Here is a 14,959-nt window from a genome sequence, read left to right on the forward strand (position 1 = left end):
GACCCACAGTTTTCGAAATCTGTGCAGGACCTGTGGGAGCGGGTTTACCCGCGAAGAGGCCCTTTGATCCAGCGCAAATCCCCCTATTGTTTCAACCTTTTTCCTGACCGCTCGATCCGCTATGCTCGGACTCCACCCCGTGCCGGATACACCCCAGGAAAGAGGGCTCCATGATCCGCAGCAAACTGCCGAATGTCGGCACGACCATCTTCACCACCATGTCCCAGCTCGCCGTGCAGACGGGCGCGCTCAACCTGTCGCAAGGCTTCCCCGACTTCAATGGCCCGCAGGCGCTGCTCGATGCAGTCGGCCGGCATGTGGCCGCCGGGCATAACCAGTATTCGCCGATGACCGGCCTGCCCGCCCTGCGCCAGCAGGTGGCGGCCAAGGTCGCGCGGCTGTATGGCGCGCAGGTGGATGCCGACCAGGAAGTGACCATCACCCCTGGCGCCACCGAGGCGATCTTCTGCGCCATCCAGGCTGTGGTGCATGCCGGTGACGAGGTAATCGTCTTCGACCCTTGCTACGACAGCTACGAGCCGTCCGTGGAACTGGCTGGTGGGCGCTGCGTGCATGTACAGCTGAGCGATGGCGATTTCCGCATCGACTGGCAGAAGTTCAGCGATGCCCTCAGCCCGCGCACGCGCATGGTCATTCTCAATTCGCCGCACAACCCCAGCGGTGCGCTGATTACCCAAGAAGACCTGGACCAACTGGCCCGGCTTATCGCTGACCGCGATATCTACCTGATCAGCGACGAGGTCTACGAGCACCTGGTCTATGACGGTGTACGCCATGCCAGCGTGTTGGCCCACGAGCAACTGTACCAGCGCGCCTTCGTGGTCAGCTCGTTCGGCAAGACTTATCACGTCACCGGCTGGAAGACCGGCTACGTGGTCGCCCCGCCGGCGCTGAGCGCCGAGCTGCGCAAGGTGCACCAGTACGTCAACTTCTGCGGTGTGACCCCGCTGCAGTGCGCCTTGGCCGATTTCATGGCCGAGCACCCCGAGCATATCGATGAACTGCCGGCCTTCTACCAGGCCAAGCGAGACCTGTTCTGCGGCTTGCTGGAGGGCTCGCGGTTCCGCTTCACCCGCACGGCGGGTACCTATTTCCAGCTGGTGGACTATTCGCAGATCCGCCCGGACCTGAACGATGTCGACATGTCGCTGTGGCTGACCCGTGAGCACGGCGTGGCGACCATCCCGGTGTCGGTGTTCTACCAGCAACCCATCCCCGAGCAACGCCTGGTTCGCCTGTGCTTTGCCAAACGAGAGGAGACGCTGCGTCAGGCAGCGGAAAAACTATGCGCGATCTGAGTCAACTGCCGAACCTGAAAGTCGCCCTGGTGCAGACCACCCTGGCCTGGCACGACCGCGAGGCCAACTATGCGCACTTCGAAGTGCTGCTGGAGCAGGTAGGCGAAGTGGACCTGGTGATCCTGCCGGAAATGTTCACTACCGGTTTTTCCATGCAATCGGAAAGCCTGTGCGAGCCGGAAAACGGCCCGACCTACAAATGGCTGAAGGCCCAGGCGAAGAAGTACAACACGGTGATTACCGGCAGCGTGATCATCCAGGCCGCCGATGGCAGCCACCGCAACCGCCTGCTGTGGGCTCGGCCTGATGGCGAGATCCTGCATTACGACAAGCGCCACCTGTTCCGCATGGCCGGTGAGCACAAGCATTACACCCCGGGCGAGCGCCAGGTGCAGTTCGAGCTCAAGGGCTGGCGGATTCGCCCGCTGATCTGCTACGACCTGCGCTTCCCGGTGTGGAGCCGCGATGCCCAGGACACCGACCTGTTGCTGTACACAGCCAACTGGCCGGCTGCGCGCCGCCAGCACTGGAACCGCCTGTTGCCGGCGCGGGGTATCGAGAACCTGTGCTATGTGGCGGCGGTGAACCGGGTGGGTACCGACGGCAAGGGCTTTGCCTACTCCGGCGACAGCCAGGTGCTGGACTTCCAGGGCGAGAGCCTGCTCAGTGCCGGGGAGGCCGACGGGGTGTTCACCGCGGTGTTGAGTGCGGCGGAACTGGCGGCCTACCGGGCCAAGTTCCCGGCCAACCTAGATGCTGACACCTTCGAGCTGCACTAGGCCGGAACTGTATGGCTTGAATTGGCCCGCTGTAGGAGCGGCCTTGTGTCGCGAAAGGGCCGCAGAGCGGCCCCAGGATCCTGGCAGCGATGCATGAATTGCCGGGGCTGCTACGCAGCCCTTTCGCGACACAAGGCCGCTCCTACAGGTACTGCGTTGCTAGCTCAGGCCAATTTTTCAGTAAACATCCCGCCGATACCGCCCATCCTCGATCAGCTGTTGCACTACCGCTTCCCCGAGGATGCCGTTGAGCGCCGCATCCACCCCGGCAGCCATGCCTTGCAGGCTGCCGCAGACATACACACAGGCGCCATCCGCGACCCAGCGTTTGAACTCTTCAGCCTGCTGCAGCAACACATCCTGCACATACACCTTCTCGGCCTGGTCCCGCGAAAATGCGAGGTCCAGGCGTGCCAGGTCGCCGTTGTCCAGCCAGCCTTGCAGCTCGTTGCCGCACAGCAGGTCATGCGCCCGGTTACGCTCGCCGAACAGCAGCCAGTTGCGCTGCTCGCCAGCATTCACCCGCGCGCGGAGCAGGCTGCGCAGGCCGGCCAGGCCGGTGCCGTTGCCAATCAACACCAGCGGTGCAGCCGTTTCCGGCAGGTGGAAGCTGCTGTTGCGCCGCAAACGCAGGCTCAACATACCCCCAAGCGGCAGGTACTCGGTCAGCCAGCCGGAACCCAGGCCCAGGTTGCCATCGGCATGGCGTTCCTGGCGCACGATCAGCTCCAGCACGCCATCGCTGGCGATCGAGGCAATCGAGTATTCGCGGCTGCCGATCGGCACCAGTGCGTCGACCAGCGCCTGCGGCTGCAAACCGACCAAGTGATCGCGACGGGTCGGCAACTGGCGACCGGACAGGGCCTGTGCGAGGGTTTCGCCCAAGCCATTCACTTGCACCTTGGCCCCGCCGTCCAGCGCCATGCCATCGAGGAAGGCGTCGATCCTCGGCTGGCCGTTGAGCGGCAGGATCTCCACCAGGTCGCCGGCTTCCCAGCTGGCGGGCTGCTCCGGTCGCAGGCCCAGCAGGTACACCGGCTGGCCCTGGCTGCCCGGGTTGAGCAGTTCGCGGTGCACCAGCGACCAGTTGCCGAAACTCGGCGGCTGCCAGGCCGCCACTGGCTGGGCGCCGGTCAGTTGCGCCAGTTCCTGCTGCCACTGCTGCAGCGCGGCTTGGTCGGCGTTGTCCACTTCCACCGGGCTGAATGCGCTGCTGGCCCCGCGCTCACCCAGCCATGCCTGCAGGCGGCGGGCGAAGCCGCAAAAGTGCGGATACTGGCGGTCACCGAGGGCGAGCAGGGCGTAGCTGAGGTTGTCGAGCGGCCAAGGCTGGCCTAGCACCTTGCGCTCGAAGGCGCGAGCGCTGTCGGGGGCTTCGCCGTCGCCGAAGGTGCTGACCACGAACAGCGCACGGCGGGCCTGGCGCAGGTCGCTTTCACCCAGTTCTGCCAGGGCGCGTACCTGCACTGGCAGGCCGGCGGCCTGAAGCTGCCCGGCGCTCTGCCAGGCCAGTTGTTCGGCAAGCCCGCTCTGGCTGGCAAAGCCGATCAGCCAGCTATCGCCGCTGGCAGTGTTGCTGGTGACGTTGCCACGGGCGGCACGTACCTGGCGCTTCTTGCGACGGCGGTCGAGGTACAGCAGCCAGCCGGTGACGAAGAACAGCGGCATGGTCAGGCTGGCGATGGTGACGATGATGCGCCCCGGCAGGCCGAAGTATTCGCCCACGTGCAGGGCGTAGACGCTCTGCAGCAGCTGGGCCTTGAAGGACTTGTCGGTGTAGCGGTCATGTCTTTTCACCTGGCCGCTGGCCGGGTCCAGTACCAGGGTGTTGAAGGCACGTGGGTGGTCGGCGTTATCCAGCAGGTAGAACAGGTTGGCCGGCTGGCCGCCTACCGGCGGCAGGCGCAGGTTGTACATGGCCAGGCCCGGGCCGGCAGCGTCCTTGAGATTGGCCCAGATTGCGTCGTAGTCGACCACCAGTGGCGGGGCGTTCTTGTCGATTTTCTGCGGCCCGTGGCGGCCCCGGCCTTCGCCGCGCTTTTGCTGCTGGCCGGCGGCCGGCGTGTCGGCCAGCAGCTTGTTCAGGCCCTCGCGGTACCACTCGTAGGACCAGAACAGCCCGGTCAGGGCGAACAGCAGGTAGAACAGCAGGCACCAGGTGCCGGCCACCGCGTGCAGGTCCCAGTTGAAGGCGCGGCCTTTCTTGGCCCAGTCGAAGGTCAGCCAGGTGCGCCAGTCCAGCGCCTTGCGCGGCCAGCGCAGGTACAGGCCGGAGAGGCAGAAGAACACCAGCATCAGGGTGCAGGCACCGGTGATCTGCCGGCCGCTGTCGCCCATGGCCAGGAAGCGGTGCAGGTTGAGCATGAGGTTGAAGAAGCCTTGCCCGGCCACTTCTCCCTTGAGTTCGCCGGTGTACGGGTCGGCATAGCGCAACTGGCCACGGCGCTCGCCTGGCGGTGGGGTAAAGAAGACGCGTGCGGCGTTGCCTTCGCGTACATCGACCCACAGCATCGCCACCTTGTCGTGCTGCTGGGCCTCGACCCGCTGGACCAGTTCGGCCGGGGGCAGTACGCCCTCCGGGCGCACCTGGACCTTCAGGACATCGGCATTCAGCGCGCGCAGCAGTTCTTCCTGAAACGAGTACAAGGCCCCGGTGATACCCATCAAGGCCAGCACCAGGCCAGCGGTGATGCCAAAGAACCAGTGCAATTGGAACAGCGTCTTCTTCACCACATGATCACCTTGTGTTTCTGCCGCACACTGCGCGGCGTGCATTATGCCTTGATACGCAAAAGCCCCGCTCACGGGAATGAACGGGGCAGGGTGGGCTCGTCAGTCAGGCTTGTGTTGTCTGTACCGGCCTCTTCGCGGGTGAGCCCGCTCCCACAGGTACTGCACTGACCTCAGGTCCAGTGATATTTCTGTGGGAGCGGGTTCACCCGCGAAAGGGCCGGCACAGGCGCAGCCCATTCAACAGATCAACCCGATCCCGGCATCAGAAGTGGACGCTGGTGGTCAACAGAGCCGTCCGCCCCGCCGCCTGGTTGGCGAAGTGGGTAGAGAAGGCCTTGTCGTAGTACACCTCGTTGGTCAGGTTCTGCACGTTCAGCTGCAGGTCGACGTTCTTGGTCAGCTTGTAGGCGGCCATGGCGTCGTAGCGCACGTAGCTGTCCACCATTGTGGTGTTGGCTACGTTGCCATACACGTCATCGACGTAGAACGCACCGCCACCGATGGTCAGCTTCGGCGTAATGGAGTAGGTGGTCCACAGGCTGGCGCTGTTGTTCGGCGTGTTTGGCAGCTGGTTGCCGTCGTTAGCCTTGTTCAGCGGGCCTCCGTCGATCTGACGCGCCTGGAGGTAGGTGTAGCCAGCGAATACCTGCCACTTGTCGGTGAGTTTGCCACTGGCCGACAGCTCGATGCCCTGTACACGAGTTTCGCCGACGTTCTCGTAGGTGGTGGTGTCCACCTGAACGCGGGCGTTTTCCTTCTCTGTGCGGAAGATCGCTGCTGCCAGCGACAGGCGTTCGTCCAGCAAGTCCCACTTGGTACCTACTTCGTAGTTGGTGGTTTCTTCCGGCTCCAGGTCACTGCCCAAGATATTGCCGCTGCGGTCAGTGGTGCCTGGCAGAGTGTTGGTTTCGGTACCTTCACCGAGCATGGCGCCTGGCGGGGTCGCGGACGTGGCGTAGGAAACATAGATGCTGCCGTTCTCGGCAGGCTTCCAGACCAGACCCAACTGGCCTGTGAAGAATTCACTCTTGTCGCGACCCTTGGTAGGTACGCCGTTCTTGTTCACGACGGTTGCGCCGCTGGCGTCGTAGGTACGGAACTTGGTATCGAAATGGTCGTAACGCAGGCCCATGTTCAGCAGCCACTGGGGCGTGAGCTCCAGTGTATCGAAAGCATAGATCGCACGTGTCTTGCCGCTGGTTTTGGTACCGGCGTAGTTGCGCGAGACCGTGCCGTCCCAAGCGTCATCCGGGTTCGGGTCGCTCAGCGAGGTGCAGCTACCGCCGTTGCCAGGCCCAGTGCAGCTGAGTTTGCTGTTTGGCGTGACTGTGTAACTCTGGCGGTCGGACTCTTCCTTGGTGAACTCGATACCGGTGGAGAAATTGTTCTTGAAGCCGCCGACGAAGAACTCACCGAACAGGTCGGTCTGGTTGGTTGTGGTGGCGGTGTTGCCAACACGGGTGTTGGCGCGACGCCAGACCCCGTTGTTGTTGACGTTGCCAACACTGTCGTCAGGCTGGGTCAGGATATAGTCCTGCATGCTGTTGCCGTGACGCAGGGTGTTTTTGATGGTCAGCGAGTCCGTGAGGTCGTGCTCGATGCCAATGGTTGCGATGTCAACGCGGGTCTTGCGGAAATCGCGGCCGGTCAGGCCATAGAAGTTGTCGCTGTCGCCGCCGTCAGTCGGCTTGCTCGGGTGCGCCGAGGTGCGTGCGGTGTTGCCGCCGGTCGGGATGGTGTACGGAATGCCCGAATCCGGCAGGTCGTCGCTTTCCAGATGGTAGTAGTCGAGGTTCACGCGGGTCGGAGTACCCAGGCCGAAGGCCAGCGATGGGGCGATACCCCAACGGTCGTAGTTGACCTTGTCGCGGCCGGCGACGTTGCTTTCGTGGGTCATCAGGTTCAAGCGGCCGGCAGCGGTATCGCTGAACTGGTAGTTACCATCGAAGGTGTAGCGCTGGGTCTGGTCGCTGCCCCAGGTCCAGGCGCCGTCGAGCGAGTTGCCCATGTGTGCACGTTTGCTCACCAGGTTGATGGTGCCGCCGGCGGCACCACGGCCGCCGATGGCCGAGTTCGGGCCCTTGGCCACTTCCACCGATTCGATGGCAAAGATTTCGCGGGTTTGAGCGCCAGTGTCACGCACGCCGTCCAGGTAGGTGTCACCTTGGGCGTCGAAGCCGCGGATGAACGGGCGGTCGCCTTGTGGGTTGCCGCCTTCGCCGGCACCAAAGGTGATGCCCGGCACAGTGCGCAGTGCATCCTGCAGGGTCAGGGCGTTGGTGTCCTTGATCACTTGCTGCGGGATCACGGTTACCGAGCGCGGGGTATCCACCAGCGGCGCGGTGTACTTCTGCGAGGACGCCTGGTCGACCTTGTAATCGGTGCTGGCCTGTTCAGCCTTGCCGTTGACGCTGGTGGCGTCGAGGGTGATAGCACTGCTGGCGACCGGGTCGGCGGCGTAGGCCGACGAAGCGCTGAGGGCTACGCCGATGGCAGACACGATCAGGCGTGGTGAACTCACTGCAGATGGTACGTACTGGCGCATTGCTAAGGACCTTCCCCAAGGTGGTAAGGCCGCGGATCTTAATGTAAGCAATTGTGACTCACAATTGAGAGTCGTTACCATTCGTGAAGAATTTACAATCTTTACAATTTGCCTTTACGGTTTCATCAAGCTGAAACGTCTTAAGCGGCAATTGGGGCTTGTGAAGCGCAAAAGGGAATCAATATCATTGGCGCCTTACATTTTCCGACGGTGCTGTCGCCATGCTGCTTCACATCCCCGGCCTGTTTCACGCCGATGAACTGGCCCGTATCCGCGAGGCGCTGGAGCAGGCCGACTGGGCCGACGGCAAGATCACGGCCGGTTACCAGTCGGCCAAGGCCAAGCACAACCTGCAACTGCCGGAAGGCCACCCGCTGGCCAAGGAAGTCGGCAGCGCGCTGATCGATCGCCTGTGGCAGAACCCGCGCTTCATGTCTGCAGCCTTGCCGCACAAGGTGTTCCCGCCGCTGATCAACTGCTACCGCGAAGGCGGCAGTTTCGGCTTTCACATCGACAACGCCCTGCGCCAGCCCAAGGGCAGCCCGGAGCGGGTGCGTACCGACCTGTCTTCCACGCTGTTCCTCAGCGATCCGGACAGCTACGACGGCGGCGAGCTGGTGATCCAGGACACCTATGGCGTGCAGCAGGTCAAGCTGGCCGCCGGTGACCTGGTGCTGTACCCCGGCACCAGCCTGCACAAGGTCAACCCGGTTACCCGTGGCCAGCGTTACGCCGCGTTCTTCTGGACCCAGAGCCTGGTGCGCGAGGACAGCCAGCGGGCGTTGCTGTTCGAGATGGACAATGCCATCCAGCAACTGACTGCCGATGTGCCGGACCATCCGTCACTGCTGCAGTTGACCGGCACCTACCACAACCTGCTGCGCCGCTGGGCCGAGGTCTGAGCCGTGTCCTATCAGTTGCGACGTGAGGAAGTGGTGGATGTGGCCGGTTTGCAGGCCATGCTGGAAGAAAGCCCTGGCAAGGCCGCCCAGGCGATCCTGGCGGCGGCAGGGCAGGGCGCGGTCGAGGCACAGTTGTTGCTGGGGCAGATCCTGCTCGACGGGCGCGGCATTCAGGCGGATGCCGCCGTCGCCAGGCGCTGGTTCGGTATCGCCGCGCAGGGCGGCAGTGCCATGGCGCACAACATGCTGGGGCGTTGCCTGGAGCATGGCTGGGGCGGTGAGCCAAGCCAGGCGCAGGCGGCCATTCACTATGCGCGTGCGGCCGATGCCGGGCTGGACTGGGGGCTGTACAACCTGGGCAACTTGCTGGCCACCGGGCGCGGCATACCGGCCAACCAGGCACAGGCGCTGATGTGCTACGAGAAGGCCGCACACATGGGGCATGCCAAGTCGATGAACCTGTACGGGCGTTACCTGGAACAAGGCATCGCCACGGCGCCCAATCCGACACGGGCGGTGCGCTGGTATCGGCGCTCGGCCGAGGCGGGGGACTTTCGTGGCATGTTCAGCCTGGCGCTGGTGCTTGTCGAGCGGGGGCAGGTGGCGGAAGCCGGGCCCTGGCTGGAGCGGGCGCGGGTCGAGGGGAACATGAATTTCCTGCGCAGTGCGCTGGTGACCTTGCAGGAGGCCGGGCCGGTGTTGATGGCCTTTGCGGCGCGGTATGCCGAGGAGATCGAACGGCGCGAAGCTTGAGGCTCCCTCAAGGCTGCTCCTACAGGGAGTTGCACAGGCCTGAGGGCGGAAAGCACAAATGAAAACGGGGCCTTGCGGCCCCGTTTTGCGTTACAGGTAGTAAGCCTTCAGCGGCGGGAAGCCGTTGAATTCCACTGCGCTGTAGCTGGTGGTGTAGGCACCGGTCGACAGCCAGTACAGGCGGTCACCGATGGCCAGGTTCAGCGGCAAGCCGTACTTGTAGTGCTCGTACATGATGTCGGCGCTGTCGCAGGTCGGGCCGGCGATGACCACTTCTTCGGTCTCGCCTTTCTTCTCGGTCCAGATCGGGAACTTGATGGACTCGTCCATGGTTTCGATCAGGCCGGAGAACTTGCCCACGTCGGTGTAGATCCAGCGCTCGACGGCGGTACGCGACTTGCGTGCAACCAGTACCACTTCGCTGACCAGGATACCGGCGTTGGCAATCAGCGAACGGCCCGGCTCGAGGATGATTTCCGGCAGGTCGTCACCGAAGTCTTCCTTCAGGAAGCGGATGATCTCTTCGGCGTAGGTTTCCAGGCTGTTGGTCCGGGTGATGTAGTTGGCCGGGAAGCCGCCACCCATGTTGATCAGCTTCAGCTCGATGCCGTCTTCTTCCTTCAGGCGCTCGAAGATCACCTTGACCTTGGCGATGGCGGCGTCCCACACGCTGATATCGCGCTGTTGCGAGCCGACATGGAAGGAAATGCCGTAAGGCACCAGACCCAGGTCGCGGGCGAGAATCAGCAGGTCCATGGCCATGTCAGTCTGGCAGCCGAATTTACGCGACAGCGGCCAGTCGGCGGTGGTCGAGCCTTCGGTGAGAATACGCACGTACACCTTCGAACCCGGTGCGGCCTTGGCGATGTTGCGCAGGTCGGCTTCCGAGTCGGTGGCATACAGGCGCACGCCCTTCTCGTAGAAGTAGCGGATGTCCTTGGACTTCTTGATGGTGTTGCCGTAGCTGATACGGTCGGCGCTGACGCCGCGCCCCAGCACCTTGTCCAGCTCGTAGATCGAGGCGATGTCGAAGCTCGAACCTTTCTCTTTGAGCAGGTCGATGATTTCCACGGCTGGGTTGGCCTTGACCGCGTAGTACACCTTGGCGAATTCGAAACCAGCGCGCAGGTCGTCGTAGGCCTGGCTGATCATCTGGGTATCGATGAGTACGAACGGGGTTTCCTGCTTGTCGGCAAACGCCTTCATTTTCTGGAAGGTGTCACGCGCGAAATAGTCTTCGACCTGGATCGACATGCTCAGGGACTCCATGGGCAAACTGAAAATTTAAGTGGCTGCAAACTGAACGTCCTCCGTATCCCCACTTTGGTTCGCCTACTCAGTACTTGAGCCGGATGGATCGTTTCCAGCATGGACGTTCGGCGCGCACTTTAGGGCGTGAAGAATGCAGAATCAACAGGCAATCCGGGCGTGATCGACGCGGATCGACGACCTGCCATTTGAATAACCGACCCATGTGACCGGCTGATGTTCCCCGAAGTGTTTCAAGCGTAAAAAATAGTGGAATGGAACGCGTTGGCTCCTTCGCGGGTACGCCCGTTCCCACAGGCATCTCGCGGTTTCTGTGGGAGCGGGCGTGCCCGCGAAGGGGCCTCAGGTGTTCATATTTATGGCCACATTTCCCTGGCACTGCCGTGCATGAAAAAGACGATAAATTTTTTGTTACCGACTGGCGGAATTGCCGTCCTTGATGAGAAACATTACTATTCGCACCCTTGTCTGCCTCCCTGATGACCCCGACCGTGTCCGGATCCAAAGGCTTCCTCGACCACTACCATGAGCTGATCGGCACCTGGACGCGCAAGTTGCGCAGTCGACAGCAGGCCGAGGACCTCACCCACGATGCCTTTGTCCGGGTACTGGAAAACCCGCGCGAGCAGGTCGAGCAGCCACGCGCCTACCTGCACCAGACCGCACGCAATATTGCCGTGGATGGCTTCCGTCGCGAGGACCGCCGCCAGGCACTGGAGCTGGAAGCTTTCGACGAAGGCATGGGCGGCGGTGGCGACCCCGAGGCCTACGTGCATGCGCTGGAGCTGGCCGACAGTGTCGAGCGGGCGTTGGCCGAACTGCCGCTCAATTGCCGACAGGTGTTCATCTGGCAGAAGCTCGAAGGCCTGACCCAGGCCGAGATCGCCGAGCGCATGGGGTTGAGCAAGAACATGGTCGAAAAGTATATGATCCGCACGCTCCGGCATCTGCGCGAGCACCTGGATGTGTCGGCATGATGAGTCAGGAGACCTTTTCGATGAAACAGCACGGTACCGATACCGTCCGCGAGCAGGCGGCCGCGTGGTTCGCCCGGGTGCAGGATGCACCTCGCGATGCCGGGCTGCAGGCGCAGCTGCACGCCTGGCTGGAAGGCGATGCACGGCACCGTGATGAGTACCAGCAGCTCGCCCGTCTGTGGCAGGCCACCGACTTCATCCCGCGCCAGCGCCTGGAAGCGCTGTGCCAGCCGGCACCGGTACGCCAGTTGCCACGTCGGCGCTTCGTGCGCCAGGCCTTGGCCGCCAGCGTGGCCGCACTGGCGCTGGGCCTGGGCTGGGGCGGCTGGCACTACCAGCAACTGAATCACCAGGGCAGCTTGCAGACCGCCTTCAACGAACGCCGCCAGGTCGAACTGCCGGATGGTTCGCACCTTGAGCTCAACGGCAGCACGCAAGTGCAGGTCGCTTTCAGTGCCGGCCAGCGGCATGTCCGGCTGATGGCGGGTGAAGTGATGTTCACCGTCGCCCACGACAGTGGCAGGCCGTTCGTGGTCGACACCGCCCAGGGCAGCGTGACTGTCACCGGTACCCGTTTCGACGTCCGCCTGGAGCCGGCCAGCACCCGCGTGGCGGTGGAGCAGGGCTCGGTGCGTGTGCAGGGCAAGGGCGCCTCGCTGGCGCAGCTCACGGCGGGCCAGGGCTCGCATATAGATGCACAAGGCCAGGTGGCCGCGCCCTATGCGGTGAATACCGGCGCCCTGACTGCCTGGCGCCAAGGCAGGCTGGTGTTCGACAACGCCACCCTGGCCGAGGTGGTGGCCGAGGCCTCGCGCTACCGCAGCCAGCCGCTGCGGGTTGCCCCCGGCAAAGTCGCGCAGCTGCGGTTGTCCAGCACCTTCAGCACCGATGACACCGACGCGCTGCTGCGTGCCTTGCCGAGCATCCTGCCGGTGGCCGTCAAGGCCAACGAAGATGGCTCGCGCGAAATAATCGCGAAATAGATTCAGGTTTTTTTCCGCTCGTTCGTCTTCCCCGCCAGCTGCAACTGCCAAGCATTTCCATTTGCATGCGGTTGGCGTTTATTCCGTATTCCAGGAAGTTTCGACGACGTGAACAACAACAATCCCTTCCCAGGCTTCCGCGCCCTGGCACTGGCCCTGGCGGTCAGCGCCGTGGCCGTCAACAGCCAGGCCGCAGACGCCACTATTCAGATTCAGGCCCAATCCTTGGCATCGGCGCTGAACCAATTGGGCCAGCAGACCAACCTGCAGCTGTTCTTCAACCCCGAACTGGTGGCCGGCAAGCAGGCCCCGGCGGTGTCCGGCCAGCTGGCGCCCGAGCAGGCGCTGCAGCAGTTGTTGCAAGGCAGCGGCCTGACCTACGAGATGTCCCATGGCACCGTGGTGGTCAAGCCCGCCCAGGTCGATGGCACCCTCACCACCGGTAGCCTGGAGCTCGCGCCCACCGACATCAAGGTGGTGGGTGACTGGCTGGGCGATGCCCAGCAGAGCGTGGTGCAGAACCACCCCGGCGCGCGCACCGTGGTACGCCGCGAGGCGATGGTGGAAAAGGGCGCAATGAACGTGCGTGACGTGCTGCGCGGCATCCCGGGCGTTCAGGTGCAGGACTCCAACGGTACCGGCGGCAGCGACCTGTCGCTGAACGTGGGCGTTCGCGGCCTGACTTCGCGCCTGTCGCCACGCTCAACGGTGCTGATCGACGGCATTCCGGCGGCCTTCGCCCCCTATGGCCAGCCGCAGCTGTCGATGGCGCCGATTTCCTCGGGCAACCTCGACAGCATCGACGTGGTGCGTGGCGCCGGTTCCGTGCGTTATGGCCCGCAGAACGTCGGTGGGGTGATCAACTTCGTTACCCGGGCAATCCCCGAGAAGCCCTCGGCCGAGCTGTCCACCACCCTGGAAACCTCCCAGCATGGCGGCTGGAAGCACACCGAGTCGGCCTTCGTCGGCGGTACGGCAGACAACGGCATGGGCGTGGCGCTGCTGTACACCGGGGTGAATGGCAACGGCTACCGTGAAAGCAACAACGGCAACGACATCGACGACGTCATCCTCAAGACCCACTGGGCACCGACCGACGTTGACGAGTTCTGGCTCAACTTCCACTACTACGACGGCCGTGCCGACATGCCTGGCGGCCTGACCCAGGCGCAGTACGACAGCAACCCGTACCAGTCGCTGCGCGACTACGACTACTTCGCCGGCCGGCGCAAGGACGTGTCGTTCAAGTGGCAGCGGCAGCTCGACGACGCCACCCAGTTCGAAGTGCTGACCTATTACACCGACAGCTTCCGCGGCAGCTCCATTGCCTCGCGCGACATGAAGACCCTGTCGTCGTACCCGCGCAACTACCACACCTTTGCCATCGAACCACGGCTGTCGCGGATCTTCTTCGCCGGCCCGACCACCCAGGAAGTCAGCGTGGGCTACCGCTACCTGAAGGAAGCGATGCGTGAGCAGTCGACCCGCCTGGCGCTGATCGACAACGTGCCGACGCCCGCCCCGGGCTCCGACGGCCATGTGTTCCAGGACCGCAGCGGTGGTACCGAGGCCAGTGCCTACTACATCGACGACAAGATCGACGTGGGTAACTGGACCATCACCCCAGGTATCCGCTTCGAGCATATCAACACCGACTGGCGCGACCGCCCGGTGCTCGGTGCCAACGGCCAGCCGGTGCCGGAGAAGAAACGCAGCATCACCAGCAACGAGCCGCTGCCGGCGCTGAGCGTGATGTACCACATCTCCGATGCGTGGAAGGTGTTCGCCAACTACGAGACCTCGTTCGGCAGCCTGCAGTACTTCCAGCTGGGCCAGGGTGGTACGGGCAACAGTACGGCCAATGGCCTGGAGCCGGAAAAGGCCAAGACCTACGAAATCGGTACCCGCTATGACAATGGCGGCTTTGCTGGTGAGCTGACGGCTTTCTACATCGACTTCGATGACGAACTGCAGTACATCAGCAACGATGTGGGCTGGACCAACCTCGGTGCGACCAAGCACCAGGGTATCGAGGCCTCGGTGCGCTATGACCTGGACGGGCTGGACCCGCGCCTGGAAGGGCTGTCGGTGAACGGTGGCTATACCTATACCCGCGCTACTTATGAAGGGGACATTCCTGGCTTCGAGGGCCGTGACCTGCCGTTCTATTCACGCCAGGTGGCCACTGCCGGCGTGCGTTACGCGGTCAATCACTGGACCTGGAACCTGGATGCCTACGCCCAATCCAAGCAGCGCGCGCCGGGTACCGGGATCAATGCCGATGGCAGCTTCAACGGCGACTACATCACCGAGCCGAGTGCGGACGGGCAGTTTGGCGATATTCCGGGTTATGTGACCTGGCATGCCCGTGGCGGGTATGAGTTCGGGCCTCAGATGTCCAACCTGAAGCTGGCGGCGGGGGTGAAGAACCTGTTCGACAAGCAGTACTTCACCCGCTCCAGCGACAACAATGCCGGCATCTATGTGGGTGAGCCGCGGACCTTCTATGTGCAGGCCAGTGTAGGGTTCTGACATCGCGTCGCCTGCTTCGCGGGTGAACCCGCTCCCACAGGTACCGCGCAGGTCTTTAGCCTTGCACCGACCCTGTGGGAGCGAGTTTACCCGCGAAGAGGCCGGCACAGGCAATCCATTACTTGGGTTTTGAGCCGAGATTGCCGGGGACGCAGTGCGCCCCCGGC

General features: G+C 63.3%; 10 protein-coding genes. 7 read left to right on the forward strand and 3 right to left on the reverse strand.

The annotated features are described in order from the left end of the window. Positions 1-170 precede the first annotated feature (170 nt). Together E5221_RS05035 and E5221_RS05040 are read left to right on the forward strand one after the other, a co-directional pair. Positions 171-1,319, forward strand: a complete 1,149-nt coding sequence (locus E5221_RS05035) for a pyridoxal phosphate-dependent aminotransferase (RefSeq protein ID WP_182329073.1) — start codon at positions 171-173, stop codon at positions 1,317-1,319. Further along, positions 1,307-2,098 (forward strand): amidohydrolase, encoded by a 792-nt coding sequence (locus tag E5221_RS05040; RefSeq protein ID WP_247846934.1) that lies wholly within the window; start codon positions 1,307-1,309, stop codon positions 2,096-2,098. The genes E5221_RS05035 and E5221_RS05040 overlap by 13 nt, the downstream gene beginning before the upstream one ends. Positions 2,099-2,275: 177 nt before the next feature. Here E5221_RS05040 and E5221_RS05045 read toward each other — a convergent pair whose 3' ends face one another. Both E5221_RS05045 and E5221_RS05050 read right to left on the reverse strand, forming a co-directional pair. Beyond that, positions 2,276-4,831, reverse strand: a complete 2,556-nt coding sequence (locus tag E5221_RS05045; protein ID WP_247846935.1) for a sulfite reductase flavoprotein subunit alpha — start codon at positions 4,829-4,831, stop codon at positions 2,276-2,278. A 262-nt stretch (positions 4,832-5,093) separates the two neighbouring features. Then, positions 5,094-7,376: a TonB-dependent siderophore receptor gene (locus E5221_RS05050; protein ID WP_247846937.1), complete on the reverse strand. Its 2,283-nt coding sequence runs from the start codon at positions 7,374-7,376 to the stop codon at positions 5,094-5,096. Positions 7,377-7,597: 221 nt separating this feature from the next. On the opposite strand from E5221_RS05050, the gene E5221_RS05055 reads away from it, so the two are divergent. Continuing rightward, positions 7,598-8,278: a Fe2+-dependent dioxygenase gene (locus E5221_RS05055; RefSeq protein WP_247846938.1), complete on the forward strand. Its 681-nt coding sequence runs from the start codon at positions 7,598-7,600 to the stop codon at positions 8,276-8,278. A 3-nt stretch (positions 8,279-8,281) separates the two neighbouring features. Further along, the gene (locus E5221_RS05060) at positions 8,282-9,031 is read left to right on the forward strand and encodes a tetratricopeptide repeat protein (protein WP_043935357.1); all 750 of its coding nucleotides are present in this window, start codon (positions 8,282-8,284) and stop codon (positions 9,029-9,031) included. 90 nt (positions 9,032-9,121) lie between these two features. Here the strand turns inward: E5221_RS05060 and E5221_RS05065 are convergent, their stop codons facing one another. Further along, positions 9,122-10,285: a type III PLP-dependent enzyme gene (locus E5221_RS05065; RefSeq protein ID WP_015269027.1), complete on the reverse strand. Its 1,164-nt coding sequence runs from the start codon at positions 10,283-10,285 to the stop codon at positions 9,122-9,124. Between the two features lie 494 nt (positions 10,286-10,779). Between E5221_RS05065 and E5221_RS05070 the strand changes: the two genes are divergently transcribed. The 3 genes from E5221_RS05070 to E5221_RS05080 all read left to right on the forward strand — a co-directional run bounded on the left by E5221_RS05070 (position 10,780) and on the right by E5221_RS05080 (position 14,792). Further along, positions 10,780-11,277 (forward strand): sigma-70 family RNA polymerase sigma factor, encoded by a 498-nt coding sequence (locus E5221_RS05070; RefSeq protein ID WP_247846940.1) that lies wholly within the window; start codon positions 10,780-10,782, stop codon positions 11,275-11,277. A gap of 20 nt (positions 11,278-11,297) precedes the next feature. Then, positions 11,298-12,260, forward strand: coding sequence for a FecR family protein (locus E5221_RS05075; protein ID WP_247846942.1), 963 nt, complete (start codon positions 11,298-11,300; stop codon positions 12,258-12,260). 108 nt (positions 12,261-12,368) lie between these two features. After that, positions 12,369-14,792, forward strand: a complete 2,424-nt coding sequence (locus E5221_RS05080; RefSeq protein WP_247846943.1) for a TonB-dependent receptor — start codon at positions 12,369-12,371, stop codon at positions 14,790-14,792. Positions 14,793-14,959 lie beyond the last annotated feature (167 nt).

Source organism: Pseudomonas sp. A2 (assembly GCF_023100865.1).
Classification (GTDB): domain Bacteria; phylum Pseudomonadota; class Gammaproteobacteria; order Pseudomonadales; family Pseudomonadaceae; genus Aquipseudomonas; species Aquipseudomonas asiatica.

Bases quoted from the DNA above. Each gene is read 5' to 3' on its own strand.
- E5221_RS05035 (WP_182329073.1), top strand. From the start codon at position 171: ATGATCCGCAGCAAACTGCCGAATGTCGGCACGACCATCTTCACCACC.
- E5221_RS05040 (WP_247846934.1), top strand. From the start codon at position 1,307: ATGCGCGATCTGAGTCAACTGCCGAACCTGAAAGTCGCCCTGGTGCAG.
- E5221_RS05050 (WP_247846937.1), bottom strand. From the start codon at position 7,376: ATGCGCCAGTACGTACCATCTGCAGTGAGTTCACCACGCCTGATCGTG.
- E5221_RS05055 (WP_247846938.1), top strand. From the start codon at position 7,598: ATGCTGCTTCACATCCCCGGCCTGTTTCACGCCGATGAACTGGCCCGT.
- E5221_RS05065 (WP_015269027.1), bottom strand. From the start codon at position 10,285: ATGTCGATCCAGGTCGAAGACTATTTCGCGCGTGACACCTTCCAGAAA.
- E5221_RS05070 (WP_247846940.1), top strand. From the start codon at position 10,780: ATGACCCCGACCGTGTCCGGATCCAAAGGCTTCCTCGACCACTACCAT.
- E5221_RS05075 (WP_247846942.1), top strand. From the start codon at position 11,298: ATGAAACAGCACGGTACCGATACCGTCCGCGAGCAGGCGGCCGCGTGG.